This window comes from Saccharicrinis sp. GN24d3, assembly GCF_052400645.1.
In the GTDB taxonomy this organism is placed as follows: Bacteria; Bacteroidota; Bacteroidia; order Bacteroidales; family Marinilabiliaceae; genus Saccharicrinis.
The window spans coordinates 103,605-117,416 of record NZ_JBQTGI010000007.1 but is presented as its reverse complement, the minus strand read 5'-3'; the positions used below and the strand labels follow the sequence as shown (position 1 = coordinate 117,416).

Annotated in this window: 12 protein-coding genes; 10 read left to right on the top strand and 2 right to left on the bottom strand. The window is 38.8% G+C overall.

The features are described 5' to 3' along the window. Nucleotides 1–14 precede the first annotated feature (14 nt). Nucleotides 15–329, bottom strand: coding sequence for a hypothetical protein (locus ACT29I_RS10050; protein ID WP_430932541.1), 315 nt, complete (start codon nucleotides 327–329; stop codon nucleotides 15–17). Between the two features lie 59 nt (nucleotides 330–388). Then, the gene (locus ACT29I_RS10045) at nucleotides 389–631 is read right to left on the bottom strand and encodes a Nif11-like leader peptide family natural product precursor (RefSeq protein WP_430932542.1); all 243 of its coding nucleotides are present in this window, start codon (nucleotides 629–631) and stop codon (nucleotides 389–391) included. Nucleotides 632–1,093: 462 nt separating this feature from the next. Here ACT29I_RS10045 and ACT29I_RS10040 point away from each other — a divergent pair, with 462 nt between their 5' ends. The 10 genes from ACT29I_RS10040 (at nucleotide 1,094) to lysA (ending at nucleotide 13,795) form a co-directional block, all read left to right on the top strand. Then, entirely contained in the window at nucleotides 1,094–1,285 is a 192-nt protein-coding gene (locus tag ACT29I_RS10040; protein WP_430932543.1) for a cold-shock protein, read from the top strand. Between the two features lie 233 nt (nucleotides 1,286–1,518). After that, complete coding sequence (locus tag ACT29I_RS10035) at nucleotides 1,519–2,433, top strand: DUF6588 family protein (RefSeq protein ID WP_444793348.1); 915 nt, start codon at nucleotides 1,519–1,521, stop codon at nucleotides 2,431–2,433. Between the two features lie 23 nt (nucleotides 2,434–2,456). Continuing rightward, nucleotides 2,457–3,023 carry a hypothetical protein gene (locus ACT29I_RS10030; protein ID WP_444793347.1) on the top strand — a complete coding sequence of 189 codons (567 nt, stop codon included), beginning with the start codon at nucleotides 2,457–2,459 and terminating at the stop codon, nucleotides 3,021–3,023. Between the two features lie 269 nt (nucleotides 3,024–3,292). Then, on the top strand, nucleotides 3,293–3,694 hold the full coding sequence (locus tag ACT29I_RS10025; RefSeq protein WP_444793346.1) for a thioredoxin family protein: 402 nt from the start codon (nucleotides 3,293–3,295) through the stop codon (nucleotides 3,692–3,694). 194 nt (nucleotides 3,695–3,888) lie between these two features. Beyond that, nucleotides 3,889–4,359 (top strand): protein-disulfide reductase DsbD domain-containing protein, encoded by a 471-nt coding sequence (locus tag ACT29I_RS10020; protein WP_430932546.1) that lies wholly within the window; start codon nucleotides 3,889–3,891, stop codon nucleotides 4,357–4,359. Between the two features lie 85 nt (nucleotides 4,360–4,444). Further along, nucleotides 4,445–6,445 (top strand): cytochrome c biogenesis protein CcdA, encoded by a 2,001-nt coding sequence (locus ACT29I_RS10015; protein ID WP_444793345.1) that lies wholly within the window; start codon nucleotides 4,445–4,447, stop codon nucleotides 6,443–6,445. A 315-nt stretch (nucleotides 6,446–6,760) separates the two neighbouring features. Continuing rightward, a complete protein-coding gene (locus ACT29I_RS10010) occupies nucleotides 6,761–9,577 on the top strand; it encodes a M16 family metallopeptidase (protein WP_444793344.1) in 2,817 nt (938 codons plus the stop codon). A gap of 521 nt (nucleotides 9,578–10,098) precedes the next feature. Next, a complete protein-coding gene (locus ACT29I_RS10005) occupies nucleotides 10,099–11,082 on the top strand; it encodes a type I phosphomannose isomerase catalytic subunit (protein ID WP_430932549.1) in 984 nt (327 codons plus the stop codon). 234 nt (nucleotides 11,083–11,316) lie between these two features. After that, the gene (locus tag ACT29I_RS10000; protein ID WP_430932550.1) at nucleotides 11,317–12,627 is read left to right on the top strand and encodes an aspartate kinase; all 1,311 of its coding nucleotides are present in this window, start codon (nucleotides 11,317–11,319) and stop codon (nucleotides 12,625–12,627) included. A gap of 13 nt (nucleotides 12,628–12,640) precedes the next feature. Next, nucleotides 12,641–13,795, top strand: coding sequence for a diaminopimelate decarboxylase (gene lysA / locus ACT29I_RS09995; RefSeq protein ID WP_430932551.1), 1,155 nt, complete (start codon nucleotides 12,641–12,643; stop codon nucleotides 13,793–13,795). Nucleotides 13,796–13,812 lie beyond the last annotated feature (17 nt).

The window sequence follows — 13,812 nt, the reverse complement described above, 5'->3', positions numbered from 1 at the left end:
TAATCTCTAATTCCCTAATTCAAAAAAACTAATTCCAACTCTTCCTTGGCTTCCTCTTTTTGACGTACCGAATATTTTCCCGAATTAACAAACGAATATCCTTTATCCAGCCCGGCTTCCATCAATGTTTTTTCTATTTCGTAAGCGGCATCTAAATCTAAATCCTTGTTAAAATATAAGTATAGCATTTTTTCGTCCTCATCGTTAAATTTAACTAAAACTGAATTGTTCTCCACAAAAACAAGATCGTCGTAACTATAGGATACGGGCAGTCCGACTGACTCTAAAATTTCCATCACATATCCCAATGGTCTGTAATTTAAACTCATGGCATTGAATTTTAAATGAATAATCTATTAATTGTAAATTAATCTCGCGTTAAAAAATATCATACTACAACCAACTTAATCAGGTTGACTGTATTTTCCAGTTCGTCATGTTCTTCTGCCAATTGGCATTTAAACATCATCATGCTGTATGCCTCCTCAAAGTCGGCTTCGGAAAAAGTCAGTTCTTTTTCTGTTAAAAACTGGTTAAGACCGTCCAGGCCTTTTACCTTGTACATCTCTTTTCTAAAGTGAGTATCATCCTTAACCCGTTCAATAAATTTTTTTGCATTTTGAATCGACATATTACCTCCTTTTCATTTCATCCTACATAATTGTAACATTTTTACCGGCCTTATTACTATTTTGTATGCAGCTTTATGGGCTAAAACCTTTATTTGGCAAAGGTTTCCAATAATAATGCACAGACCTGTTTTAATTAAAACAAGATCTATTCCGCAATCTTAAGCTTGCCAAAAAGTTTTATTGAAAGGAGCAATGACCAAATCATTATTTATACAATATAGGAGTGTAGTGCAAAACTGGTTTGGTTTGTAGCTTGTCCGGGGTAGCGCTAAACTTCACCGGATTCTTTTTTTTCGGAAAAATAAGACAGAAAATAATGTAATATTTATCAGTCTGATATATAGCTAGTTTGAAGTTTGCATAAATTTAATGTAGAATAGCCTGTTTTTTTAATTTTTATTTGTCGATATCCAACTTTAAATGATACATTTGTAATATTGGTTTATTATTTACAATTTATTATGAAAGAAGGAACAGTAAAATTTTTCAATGAGTCCAAAGGTTTTGGATTTATTAAAGACAACGAATCTAACAACGAGTATTTCGTTCACGTAACCGGTCTTATTGATGATATCAAGGAAGACGACGAAGTAACCTTCGAGCTTAAAGAAGGTAAAAAAGGATTAAATGCGGTAAACGTTAAATTGGCTTAACGATATAGAAAATATAGAGTTGATATTTCAATGTAATTACGCACTATCCAAGCCTTGCTATTTTAGCAGGGCTTTTTTCGTTACATAACTTTCCTGAAAATAAGTTCGATTCCTTAAATCACAATTACAGGCACATTCATCTTGTAAATTTCTCCATTTATCAAAGTAGGTATTGATTTGCTCTTGTTTCGGTATTAACTTCTTACATGCAAAAACATGTAAATAAATGCGGTATGAGAAAATGTGCAATTGTTTTTATTTTGATGCTGTGTCCGTTGTGGCTGATAGCACAAGATTTGGAAGATTATCTATCCAAGTATACTTCCCAAAACGGCGAAATGTACCTGCAACCATTTGCCGATGCCTTTTCTGCTGATTTAAACAGCGGATTGTTTCATAATGCCAAGATAAAAAAGATGGGCTTTCAGCTTTATATGGGAGTTGTAGGTCAAGTAGCTGTCATTCCGGGCCGTGCCAAAACATTTACCGCCCATATTGATGACCCTGCCTTCGGAGGCCCTAGGGATGTACCCAATGCCCCTACGGTTTTTGGACCCACCGAGGGCGTTTTGGTTGAAAATAGCGAGAATGGACTTAGCCAGTATCTACCTGCAGGACTGGATGTTAGTTATTTTCCTCTTGCCATGCCCCAATTAACCATTGGCTCCTTATACGGAACAGATTTTACGCTTAGGTTGATTTCTACTAACGTTGAGGATTTTGGTGATGTTGAATTGTTGGGTTGGGGTTTGCGCCATAGTATCGACCAGTATATTCCAAAGTTACCGTTGAGTATGGCAGTTGGGTATTACCGTCAGAACTTTAACATTGGAGAATATATAGATGCCAGCTCCAATGTTATCAATGTACAAGCAAGTTTTGCAGTTCCCCTAGTTACCTTTTATGGCGGGTTGGCCTACGAAAGTGGTAAAATTGACGTGGAATATACCTTCGAAGGTTCCAGCAATTCAAATGAAGCCCCACAAAAAGGCGATAAAGTTAAGTTTGAGATGGACGCAGATAATACCATAAGGATGACCCTGGGACTTAGCCTTAACCTTGGCCCATTAAAACTGCACGGCGATTATAATGTGGCTAAGCAAAACACCTTTGCCATTGGTGTAGGGATAGGAATTAATCAAAAGTAAAACCTCAATAAAACTAAATTAAAATGAAAAAATTAGCAATTATTATATGCGGTGTGTTACTTTTGAATGCATGTGAAGAAAAAGACATCAGATTGTATCCTTCTTTTGAGGAAAGTTCGGTTTTTACGATTAACGAACAGGGATATTTTGAGGAAGAAGAGTCTATTTCATATTTCAATATTCTTGATGCTATAAGCGACTTGGAAATTGAAGATGGTGAAATTGAAGATGTAACCACCGAAGGTATTTGGATTGTTATAACAAAACTGTCTGGCAATACGGCCGAATCAGTTACTGTGGATTTAAGTGTGGGAACGGAAAATTCCGGATCGCAAAACTTACTGAAAAACCTTACCATTCCAATACCCAACCAAACCACCAAAGTTTTTCTTTCTTCAGATTTAATCAAAGCAGGTGTCAACCTTCTGAATAGCTTGTTTTATAATGTTATTGTTGGAGGAAGTTCAGTTGATGATATTGAGTTCGAATTATCTGGAACCACAAATCCTGCCAATAGCACGGTTAACATTATGCTTGAAGTGTTTGTAAAAGAAGGCGTAGTGGTTAAACAAACCATTGAAGGGATATAGATTGGTATGATTACAGCGCATAATAACCCCCGGCTTTCTTGTCGGGGTTTTTTATAGTTTATAATGCTCATCACATAACTCTTTATAAATAATCCGGGTTAAACCATAAATTTGGTGCTGCTCTGTGAGTACGGCCGACTGTAACATTAACCTTAATTAACCTTGAAACTTTTATTATTAACCAAATGTTAACCCATTTTACGCATTGTATTATATTATTTAGCACATTCAATAAAAAGCACAATAGAGTCTTTTAAAACGTATAAGTCATGCAAAATCTAAAATTAGCACTTTTTATAGGGGTTATGATGTTAATTGCCAATAACATACAGGCACAGGGGATCGAGTTTTTCCACGGTACATTTGCCGAGGCAAAAGCCAAAGCGCAGAAAGAAGGCAAACAGTTATTTATCGATTTTCATACTTCCTGGTGCGGTCCATGCAAAGTAATGGCCAAGAAATATTTTACTTTGGAGAGTGTTGGTAAGGTATACAACACAAAATACATCTGCCTGAAAATTGATGCGGAAAAAGGCGAAGGTCCCGAAGTAGCAAAACAATATGGTGTAAAGGTATATCCTACCTTGGTTTTTGCCGATGCGAACGGTAAACAATTAAGTCTGGTCAAGGGGATGCAAAACGAACAGCAGCTCATCGAATTGGCTAAATAAATGATTCAGAGTACTACGCCAGGTCGTGCCCCTAATGTGGACAAGATTATGAATTTTATCAGGTTTGCCGTATTTCTGCAACCATCATTCACCCTAATTTAGTTTTTGGTTGTCTTATATTAAAATGCATCGTGTAGTGAGGATTATAATCTTTTAAATACTAAACAAAGACTACATCAAATAAAATTTAAAAAATGAGCATTAAATCAGTAATAATTGCCTTTTTAGTAGTGACGTTGTTTCAAGGATTGGCAGTAGGTCAAATTTTGGAACCTGCTAAATGGACGGTTGAACTATCAAAGAAAGATGTGAAGGTGGGTGATAAGGTTGAGGTCGTTTTTAAGGCCACTATTGATAATACCTGGTATGTATATTCAAATGATTTCGACCCGGATCTTGGGCCGATTTTAATTTCTTTTGAGTTTCAGGAAAATCCATCTTATCAGAGAGAGGGAAAGGTAAGGCCAATTAATGCCCATAAAAAATACGACGATATTTGGGAGGGGGACATCAGCTATTTCAAAAATACAGCTGAGATGCGTCAGACTATTCTCATAAAAAAACTGCCTTTGAAGGTAACAGGAGAATTTGAGTTTCAGACCTGTTCGGAGGAAACAGGAATGTGTGTGATGGGAGATGACGAGTTTGATTTATCTATACAATAATAAAACACTTAATCAATAATTGCAGAAACCCGGACTTGTCCATAAGATTATTCGGGTTAAGAGAGCTGCGTAAACAATTAATGTAATGAAAAGCAAAATAACAGTTATTGCCTTAGCGCTGATGATGATCGTCCAGGGGATTGCCTTTGCACAGATTCAGGAACCGGCAAAATGGACAGTGGAATTATCGAAGAAAGATGCTAAAGTAGGTGATAAAATTGATATTGTTTTTAAGGCCGAGATAGAGAAAACATGGCATACCTATTCAAATGATTTTGATCCTGAGTTAGGGCCTATCTTGATTTCTTTTGAGTTTGAAGAAAACGCGTCGTACGAAAGAGTAGGTGACGTGAAACCCATCAACGCAGAAAAGCATTACGATGAGATTTGGGAAGGAGATGTAAGTTATTTCGAGAATACCGCTGAAATGCGGCAGACCATCATCGTGAAAGAACTACCCCTAAAAGTGGCTGGTACTTTTGAGTTCCAAAGCTGTTCCGATGAAACCGGAATGTGTGTGATGGGTGATGATGAGTTTGAATTAAATATTGGGGGAGCAGCATCAGCAGTTGCAGAGGATCAAAAAGAACAAAAGAAGGCTGTGGTATCAGCTGAAAAAACTGAACTGGAAAAGTCAAAAGAGAAAGATTCTTTATTGACGCTATTTATTCTTAGTTTCCTAAGTGGATTAGCAGCTATTTTTACACCTTGCGTGTTTCCAATGATCCCAATGACCGTTAGTTTCTTCATGCATAGTGATGAAAACAAAGCTAAGGCAAAATTTAATGCTTTCTTTTATGGATTCTCAATAATTGCCATTTATACGGTTATTGGAACTGTTGTGGCTATTACGTTAGGAGCTAACTTTGCTAACTTTTTAAGTACACACTGGCTACCTAATATATTGTTCTTTCTGATCTTTATGATTTTTGCCGCCTCGTTCTTTGGGATGTTTGAAATAACCATGCCTAACTGGATTGTGAACAAGAGTGTTGCCAACGAAGATAAAGGTGGATTAGGCGGTGCGTTTTTTATGGCATTTACCTTGGTGTTGGTATCGTTCTCATGTACAGGCCCAATTGTAGGCGCTATTTTGGTCGCCTCAGCAGGCGGCCAGGTATTGATGCCTATTGTTGGTATGTTAGGTTTCTCCATTGCGTTCGCATTGCCATTTACTTTATTCGCCATTTTCCCATCATGGTTAAGTAATATGCCTAAATCAGGCGGCTGGTTAAATTCGGTTAAAGTGGTGTTAGGTTTTATTGAGGTAGCTTTAGGATTAAAATTCCTTAGTATTGCGGACCAAACTTATCACTGGGGTATTTTAGATAGAGAAGTGTATTTGGCCATTTGGATTGTGGTATTTATCCTATTAGGCTTTTATCTATTGGGTAAGCTCAAGTTTTCGCATGATAGTGATTTGCCGTATATCAGCGTTCCTCGATTAGCTCTGGCCATGGTGAGTTTTTCCTTTGTGGTTTATATGATACCGGGAATGTTCGGAGCTCCGTTAAAAGCGCTTTCCGGTTATATTCCGCCACAAGCAACACACGATTTCGACTTAAACCAGATTATTCGTGATAATGCAGGCGCTGGAGGACATGTTTCTGCGGAACCACATACAGCCAAATATTCCGATTTCTTGCACCTGCCACATGGACTAAAAGGATATTTCGATTACGAGGAAGGTATGGCCGCTGCTAAAAAACAGAATAAACCTGTATTTTTAGATTTTACTGGGCATGGCTGCGTTAACTGTCGCGAAATGGAAGCGAACGTTTGGTCCGACCCTGCTGTATTACAGCGTCTGAAAGCAGATTATGTGATTATTGCATTGTATGTTGACGACAAAACTAAATTACCGGAGGATCAGTGGTACACTTCCGAGTATGATGGTAAAGTAAAAAAGACATTAGGAAAGCAAAATGCAGATTTCCAAATTACGAGGTACGAGGTCAATGCGCAACCATATTATTGCCTTTTAGACCATGAAGGAAATTTATTAGTTGATCCCAAAGCCTACGATTTAGATGTAAATGCTTTTGTAAATTTTTTGGATAAAGGAAAAGAAAACTTCAATAAATAATAATTTTTTGCAGGACAAGCTGAAACCTCTTGTCCTGCTTGCTATAATTTATAATATACCGAATTGGTTTGAAAATATTGGATTGATCTATCACCCATTTTTCAATCACACGTGTCTTTAAATTGAACCGTTTGTAAATTGTGACAAACATGGTACAAATGGTAATACGCCGATAAACAATTAAGGGTATTAAAAAGTTAACCCGGAATTGGGGTTTGCCCTGGTGCGAATCGGTTTGCATCCTGTATAAATATATAGGCAATGGGTCTCTTATCTAATTGTCTTATAAATTAAGGAATTATTAAAATTTAAAAAATGAGAAAAGTAACTTTACTATGTTTGGTGGCTTTGCTGCAAAGCGTTAACGTTTCAGTTAAAGCACAAAACACCACGACTGTTCCGCTCGATTCAAGAGTTAAATACGGTAAACTTTCTAATGGGATGACCTATTACATTATGCATAATGAGGAGCCTAAAGAAAGAGCCAGTTTATATTTTGTCCAAAATGTAGGGGCTATTCTCGAAGAGGATTCACAAGACGGATTAGCCCACTTCTTAGAGCATATGGCATTCAACGGTCTGGAACATTTCCCGGGTAAGAACATGCTGAATTATCTTGAAGCCAACGGGATCAAGTTCGGACGCGATATTAATGCATACACTGCACAGGATGAAACTGTTTATAACCTGAGTAATATCCCTTCTACCAATGAAAACCTGTTGGATTCGGCTTTGTTGGTACTTCACGATTGGTCCGGAGGATTGTTATTGGAAGCAGAAGAAATTGAAGCCGAGCGTGGCGTAATTCACGAGGAATGGAGAACGCGGCGTAATTCCCGTTTTAGATTAATGAAGCAAAGTTCTCCTTACATGTACAACCATTCGCAATATGCCAAGCGCGATGTGATTGGCTCGTTGGATATTATCGATAACTTTAAACATCAGGAATTAAAAGATTATTACGACAAGTGGTACCGTCCCGATTTGCAGGCTGTGGTAGTGGTTGGAGATGTGGATGCCGATAAGGTTGAGCAGAAAGTGAAGGATCTTTTCTCAAAGATTCCTGCCAAAAAAAATGCTGCTGAACGTAAATACTATCCTATAGAAGATTCTAAGGAGTTAGGTTTTGTTGTTGCTAAAGACAAGGAAGCGCAAGGTGTAAATATGTACTGGATCTTCCGTAAAGACCCTGTTACCGTCAAAGATGAGTCGCATATGCGAAAGGAATTAGCCCATAGTATGTTTAACTCTATGCTTAATAACCGTATGGGTGAGTTAACACGTAAGCCCGATTGCCCGGCATTAAGTATGAGTGTCGGTAATTTCTCTTTGGCGCGAACAAAGGAAGCTTCGTACATAGGTATTAGCCCTAAAGAGAACAAGGAAAAAGAAGCGTTTGCCCTTGTGATGACAGAATTGGAAAGGGCACGGAGGTTCGGTTTTAACGAATCCGAGCTGGAGCGTGTAAAAACCCAATTATTGCGCAGTTACGAGTCGTATAAGGATGAATACGAAAAAGTGGACAATGAGACCTGGGCAAAGCAATTGGGAGATTATTTCCTTGAAGCGGCTCCGTTTCCATCATTGGATTGGGAAATGGGTTTTGCTCAAAAAACAATTCCAGCTATTACATTAAAGGAGGTATACGCAACGTTTGCCGATTTTCAGAATATGAATAACAGTGTAATTTCTATTTCTGGTCCTGACAAGGAATCTATTGTGTATCCTACCAAAGAAGAATTGTTGTCGGAACTGAAGACGGTGATGCAATCGGAGTTAACTGCTTACGAGGACGATGCAGACTCAAGCCCTCTGGTTGCAGAAGAATTAGAGGAGAAAAACATAGTTAGTGAGTCGGTAATTTCAGGTACGGATGCCAAACAAACCAAACAATATACGCTTGAAAACGGTGCGAAGGTGGTTATTTTACCTACTGCGCTAAGTAAAGACGAGATACTTTTTAGCGCTTATAGCTTTGGTGGAATGTCGGTATTAGGGAAAGATCAATTGGAGTCTGCAAACATTGCGACTGGTGTGGCAAGTATGTCAGGGGTAGGCGAATTCGATGCTGTCCGGTTAAAAAAGAAGTTGACAGGTAAGGTGGCGGGTGTTAAAGCCTCAATTGGAACCAACACTGAAGGTTTCAGTGGTTCGGCTTCTCCAAAGGATTTTGAGACTATGTTGCAACTGTTATACTTAAAGTTCGAGAAGCCTCGTTTCGAAAAAGAATCATTTGAAACAATGGTAGGTTCGATGAAGAATCAATTGGCGTATATAAAAACAGACAATAGCAAAGCTTTTAAAGATACCATTGGTGTGATTGCGAGCAATTACCATCCTCGTCATATTTTATTTGGCGAAGAGTTTGTAAACAATGTGGATTATGACAAAGCTGTTGCCGTTTATAAAGACCGTTTTCAGGATGCCAGCGACTTTACCTTCATCTTTGTAGGTAATATCGACCTGGACAAAGATTTGGCACTGATAAAAAAATATATAGGTAACCTTTCCTCCACAAATCGCACCGAAAACTGGGTAGACCATAACGTAAAACCGGCGAAAGGAGCCACTTTTAGGGAGGTAAAAAGGGAAATGGAGGTGCCCAAGGCAACCGTTTATTTTTCTATGTATAATGATGTGAAGTATAACTTTAACACAAGAACTTACGTAAGAGTAATTGCCGAGTTGTTGAGCAAGAGATACCTGGAAACAATTCGAGAGGAAGAAGGAGGAAGTTACGGTGTCAGTGTTCGTCCATCCATTTCAAAGCGAAACTACGAGCACGCCACCATCACTATGAATTTCGATTGTGATCCGGAAAAGCGTGAAAAGTTGACCAGGATAATGAAGGATGAGATCACTAATATGGTTAAAAACGGTATTAAAATAGACGACTTAAACGAGATTAAAAAGAACTATATAAAAAGTCGCGAAGAGTCGGTGGAACAAAATAGTTTCTGGTTAAGTGTTATTCAGGGTTCATTAATGAACGAAGAGCCAATAACCGACACGGAAGGATTTAACAAGATGGTAAACGATATTACAGCTAAACGTGTTCAAAAGTTCGCTAAAAAGCTGTTTAAGGGATATGATTCTGTTGAAGCGGCAATGCTGCCCGTTTCAGCGAACTAATGCCTGGTTAGAATATTGATGAAGGTTTACCTTTATTAATTGTGTATTTATTAATTTGACAAAAAAATCCCCGGCAAACGTGTCGGGGATTTTTTTATTGGAACAGGAACGGTCTGTATAAGCATGCTTTAACCCGGATTAGGTAGTAGAGATTCGTAATGAGTAATCCAATAGTACAAAACAAGGAGTTGCTGAAACGAAACATGGCAGAGCTCCGGTATATTGAAACAACTCAGTGAAACGGCTTGTTTTGAATTGGGAGCCCTCAATCTTTGACTAAGGCTGTTAGGTTTAATAATTGCACTGCCCTGTTTGCACATAAACAAAAAAAATGGCTGCTAACTTTAAAATGCACAACTATAACTTTGAATTTGGTATTTATTTTCTTTTTTATTTGATACATGGAGGATTAGATGCCCAATAACGCTTTAGTTCAATATAATATCACAATTCAATAATATATTGTTATGGATGCTTAACAGGTTTTTTCTTAATTTGCAGGTTCTAAACAAAAAACCATTATGAACGCAAAATTGTATCCTATCAAGTTTACACCAATACTTAAAGATAAAATTTGGGGTGGCGGTAAGCTAAAATCTGTATTAAATAAAAAAAGCGAGCTGGACAACCTGGGCGAATCTTGGGAACTTTCAGGGGTGGAAGGTGATGTTTCCCAAATTTCGAACGGTTTTTTAGCCGGGAACAACCTTCAGGAAATTATAGAGATCTACATGGCAGATATCGTTGGAGAACATGTGTACAGCAAGTTTGGCAATGAATTTCCGCTGTTGTTTAAGTTTATCGATGCCAACGACAATTTGTCGATTCAGGTGCATCCTGACGATGTGCTTTCGAAAGAACGACATAACGCATTCGGAAAAACCGAGATGTGGTATGTGTTGCAAGCGGAGCCCAAAAGTCAGCTGGTTTCCGGTTTTGTAAATGAATCCAGCAAGGAAGAATACCTCGAAGCTTTAAATGGCGGTAAGCTGATGACCTTGTTAAAATCGCACGAAGTGGACGAAGGTGATACCTTTTTTATCCCTGCCGGCGATGTGCATGCCATTGGAGCAGGTGTGCTGTTAGCCGAGATTCAACAAACATCGGACGTTACTTACCGTATTTACGATTACGACCGCAAGGACAGCTCCGGTAATACCCGGGAATTGCATACGGACTTGGCGTTGGATGCTATTGATTACAAAGATACGAACGAAAAAGTTGCGTACGATCTTAAAAGCAACGAAGCGGTAAACCTGGCAGCTTGTCAGTATTTTGTTACTAACATCCTAAATATTAATGAAGCTTTTGAAAGAGATATTTACCTGTTGAACTCCTTTGTGGTTTATATGTGTGTGGGTGGAAGTGCAAAAATTATTTGTGCTAACGGTGAAGAGGAGACCATAACAAAAGGAGAAACGGTTTTAATTCCGGCGGCAATTGATAATGTAATCATTGAACCTGATGGGGAAGCAAAACTACTCGAAGTTTATATAAAAGAATAATATAGGCCTATCTCAAGATAGATAGCAATCACAATTCTTATAGAAAAACACAAAATGTTATATATTTAACATTTTGTGTTTTTCTTGTTTTAAACGCGTATTTCTATCAATTAATAAAAAGTTTCTTCTAATTTTGCACCTGTAAACTAGACGCATAGATTGGCATTTAAAAATGTCACTTATCTCCCTGTCTGCCGACAGGCAGGTTATCTAATAGTCTCTTATCTTGTTAAGATGAAAGTATTGAAATTTGGCGGAACCTCGGTAGGTTCAGCTGCACGTATGAAAGAAGTAGCCGACTTGGTTTGCAACGGAGAGCAAAAAATTGTTGTTCTATCCGCCATGTCTGGAACCACCAACATATTGGTGGAGATCACCAATTACCTGTATAAGAAAAACAACGAAGGCGCCAATGAGTTAATCAACAGCCTGGAGGAAAAATATTATGCCGAAGTGGAAGATCTTTATGCAACGGATGAGTTCAAACAAAAAGGCAAAGAACTCATCGAGTTTCATTTCGATTATATTAAGTCGTTCACAATAGATATGTTTACGGCTTTTGAAGAAAAGGCCATTTTGGCGCAAGGGGAGCTGATTTCAACTGCTATGTTCCAGTATTATCTGGAGGAAAAAGGAGAGAGCTCAATGTTGTTGGCCGCCCTGGATTTTATGCGTATCGACAAGCAGAACGAACCGGATAAGGTTTATATCAAAGAGAACTGCGCAAAGGTTTTAAAGAAAAATCCAGGAAAAGAGATATATGTTACGCAAGGTTATATTTGTCGAAATGCTTTTGGTGAGATAGATAACCTTCAGCGCGGAGGAAGCGATTATACCGCCAGTTTGATTGGTGCCGCAATTTCAGCCGAAGAAATACAAATTTGGACGGATATTGATGGCATGCACAATAACGACCCCCGTTTTGTGGAGAATACGCATTCCATTGCTAACCTATCCTTTGATGAGGCTGCCGAGCTGGCCTATTTTGGAGCCAAGATACTTCACCCTACCAGTGTTTTGCCCGCTAAGCTAAGCAATATCCCGGTAAGGTTACTGAATACCATGGCACCTGAAGCACCTGGGACTTTGATCTCCTCAAAACTTGAGAAGGACAGGATTACGGCTGTAGCGGCTAAGGATAATATAACGGCCATTAAAATTAAGTCGGGACGAATGTTGTTGGCATATGGTTTCTTACGCAAGGTGTTTGAAATATTTGAGACCTACAAAACACCTATCGATATGATTACCACTTCGGAAGTAGGTGTATCGGTTACCATCGACGACAATAAGCATTTGGAAGATGTAGTGGACGACCTGAAGAAGTTTGGTACCGTAGAGGTGGATACCAATCAGGTAATTGTTTGTGTGGTAGGTGATTTGGTAGCCGATACAGTTGGTTATGCCGACAAAATATTCGGTGCGTTAAAAGGAATTCCGATCCGCATGATTTCGTATGGTGGGAGTAACCACAATGTATCTATCCTAATTAACGAGAATTATAAAAAAGAGGCATTAAACGCCTTGAGTGATAACCTGTTTTAATCAGATTGTGCAAATGAACAATCCATTTCCAATTCAGAAACTAAATGAGGTGGAAACACCTTTTTATTATTATAACATGCAATTGTTGGATGACACCCTTGAGGTTATCAAGCAAGAGGCCGACAAGTATGGTTATCATGTTCATTATGCGGTGAAGGCCAATGCCAATAAACGAATTTTGGAACGGATCAACTCCTTTGGTTTTGGGGCAGATTGTGTGAGCGGTAACGAGGTGTCTGCCTCATTGGCTGCAGGTTTCCCTAACGATAAAGTTGTTTTTGCAGGTGTTGGCAAAGCCGACAAGGAGATTATTACCGGCCTGGAACACAATATTGGTTGTTTCAACGTAGAGTCGATTCCTGAGCTGGAGATCATCAACGAAATAGCCGGGCGAATGGGTAAAACCGCCAAGATAGCTCTTCGTATCAACCCTAACGTTCAGGCCAACACGCATAAATACATTACCACAGGACTAGAGGAAAATAAGTTCGGTATTTACATCTGGGATCTCGAAAAGGTGTTGGATAAGGTAACGGAACTAAAAAATGTTGAATTTGTGGGGATTCACTTTCACATTGGCTCCCAAATTAACGATTTAGATTCCTTCAAGCAGCTTTGCACAAGGGTAAACGAATTACAGGAGCTTTTCGTGAAACGCAGAAATATTCCCAGGATAGTTAACGTTGGTGGTGGACTGGGTATCGATTATGAGTACCCGGACGAAAACCCGATGCCCGATTTCAAGACGTTCTTTAAAATTTTTGATGACTTTTTGGAATTGAAAGAAGGGCAGGAGGTGCATTTCGAACTGGGGCGTTCGGTGGTTTGTCAGTGCGGAACCTTGATGAGCAAGGTTTTGTATGTAAAAGAAGGTGTTCACACCCAATTTGCCATTGTGGACGCTGGAATGAGCGATTTGATACGTCCGGCCTTGTACCAGGCCTATCATAAAATCGAAAACCTGACTTCCACAAAAGAAGAAAACAAATATGATGTGGTGGGGCCTATCTGCGAATCATCCGATTGTTTTGGAAAGGCAGTGACACTCCCTCAAACCGGCAGAGGTGATCTGATAGCCATCCGCTCTGCTGGCGCTTACGGTGAGGTTATGGCCAACCAATATAATTTGAGGGAATTACCTAAAGCGGTATATTCCGATTTGATTTAAATAATAAATTCTTTTCT

Bases quoted from the DNA above. Each gene is read 5' to 3' on its own strand.
- ACT29I_RS10020 (WP_430932546.1), top strand. From the start codon at position 3,889: ATGAGCATTAAATCAGTAATAATTGCCTTTTTAGTAGTGACGTTGTTT.
- ACT29I_RS10030 (WP_444793347.1), top strand. From the start codon at position 2,457: ATGAAAAAATTAGCAATTATTATATGCGGTGTGTTACTTTTGAATGCA.
- ACT29I_RS10015 (WP_444793345.1), top strand. From the start codon at position 4,445: ATGAAAAGCAAAATAACAGTTATTGCCTTAGCGCTGATGATGATCGTC.
- ACT29I_RS10040 (WP_430932543.1), top strand. From the start codon at position 1,094: ATGAAAGAAGGAACAGTAAAATTTTTCAATGAGTCCAAAGGTTTTGGA.
- ACT29I_RS10005 (WP_430932549.1), top strand. From the start codon at position 10,099: ATGAACGCAAAATTGTATCCTATCAAGTTTACACCAATACTTAAAGAT.
- ACT29I_RS10045 (WP_430932542.1), bottom strand. From the start codon at position 631: ATGTCGATTCAAAATGCAAAAAAATTTATTGAACGGGTTAAGGATGAT.
- ACT29I_RS10035 (WP_444793348.1), top strand. From the start codon at position 1,519: ATGAGAAAATGTGCAATTGTTTTTATTTTGATGCTGTGTCCGTTGTGG.
- ACT29I_RS10010 (WP_444793344.1), top strand. From the start codon at position 6,761: ATGAGAAAAGTAACTTTACTATGTTTGGTGGCTTTGCTGCAAAGCGTT.
- ACT29I_RS10000 (WP_430932550.1), top strand. From the start codon at position 11,317: ATGAAAGTATTGAAATTTGGCGGAACCTCGGTAGGTTCAGCTGCACGT.
- ACT29I_RS10025 (WP_444793346.1), top strand. From the start codon at position 3,293: ATGCAAAATCTAAAATTAGCACTTTTTATAGGGGTTATGATGTTAATT.
- ACT29I_RS10050 (WP_430932541.1), bottom strand. From the start codon at position 329: ATGAGTTTAAATTACAGACCATTGGGATATGTGATGGAAATTTTAGAG.
- lysA (WP_430932551.1), top strand. From the start codon at position 12,641: ATGAACAATCCATTTCCAATTCAGAAACTAAATGAGGTGGAAACACCT.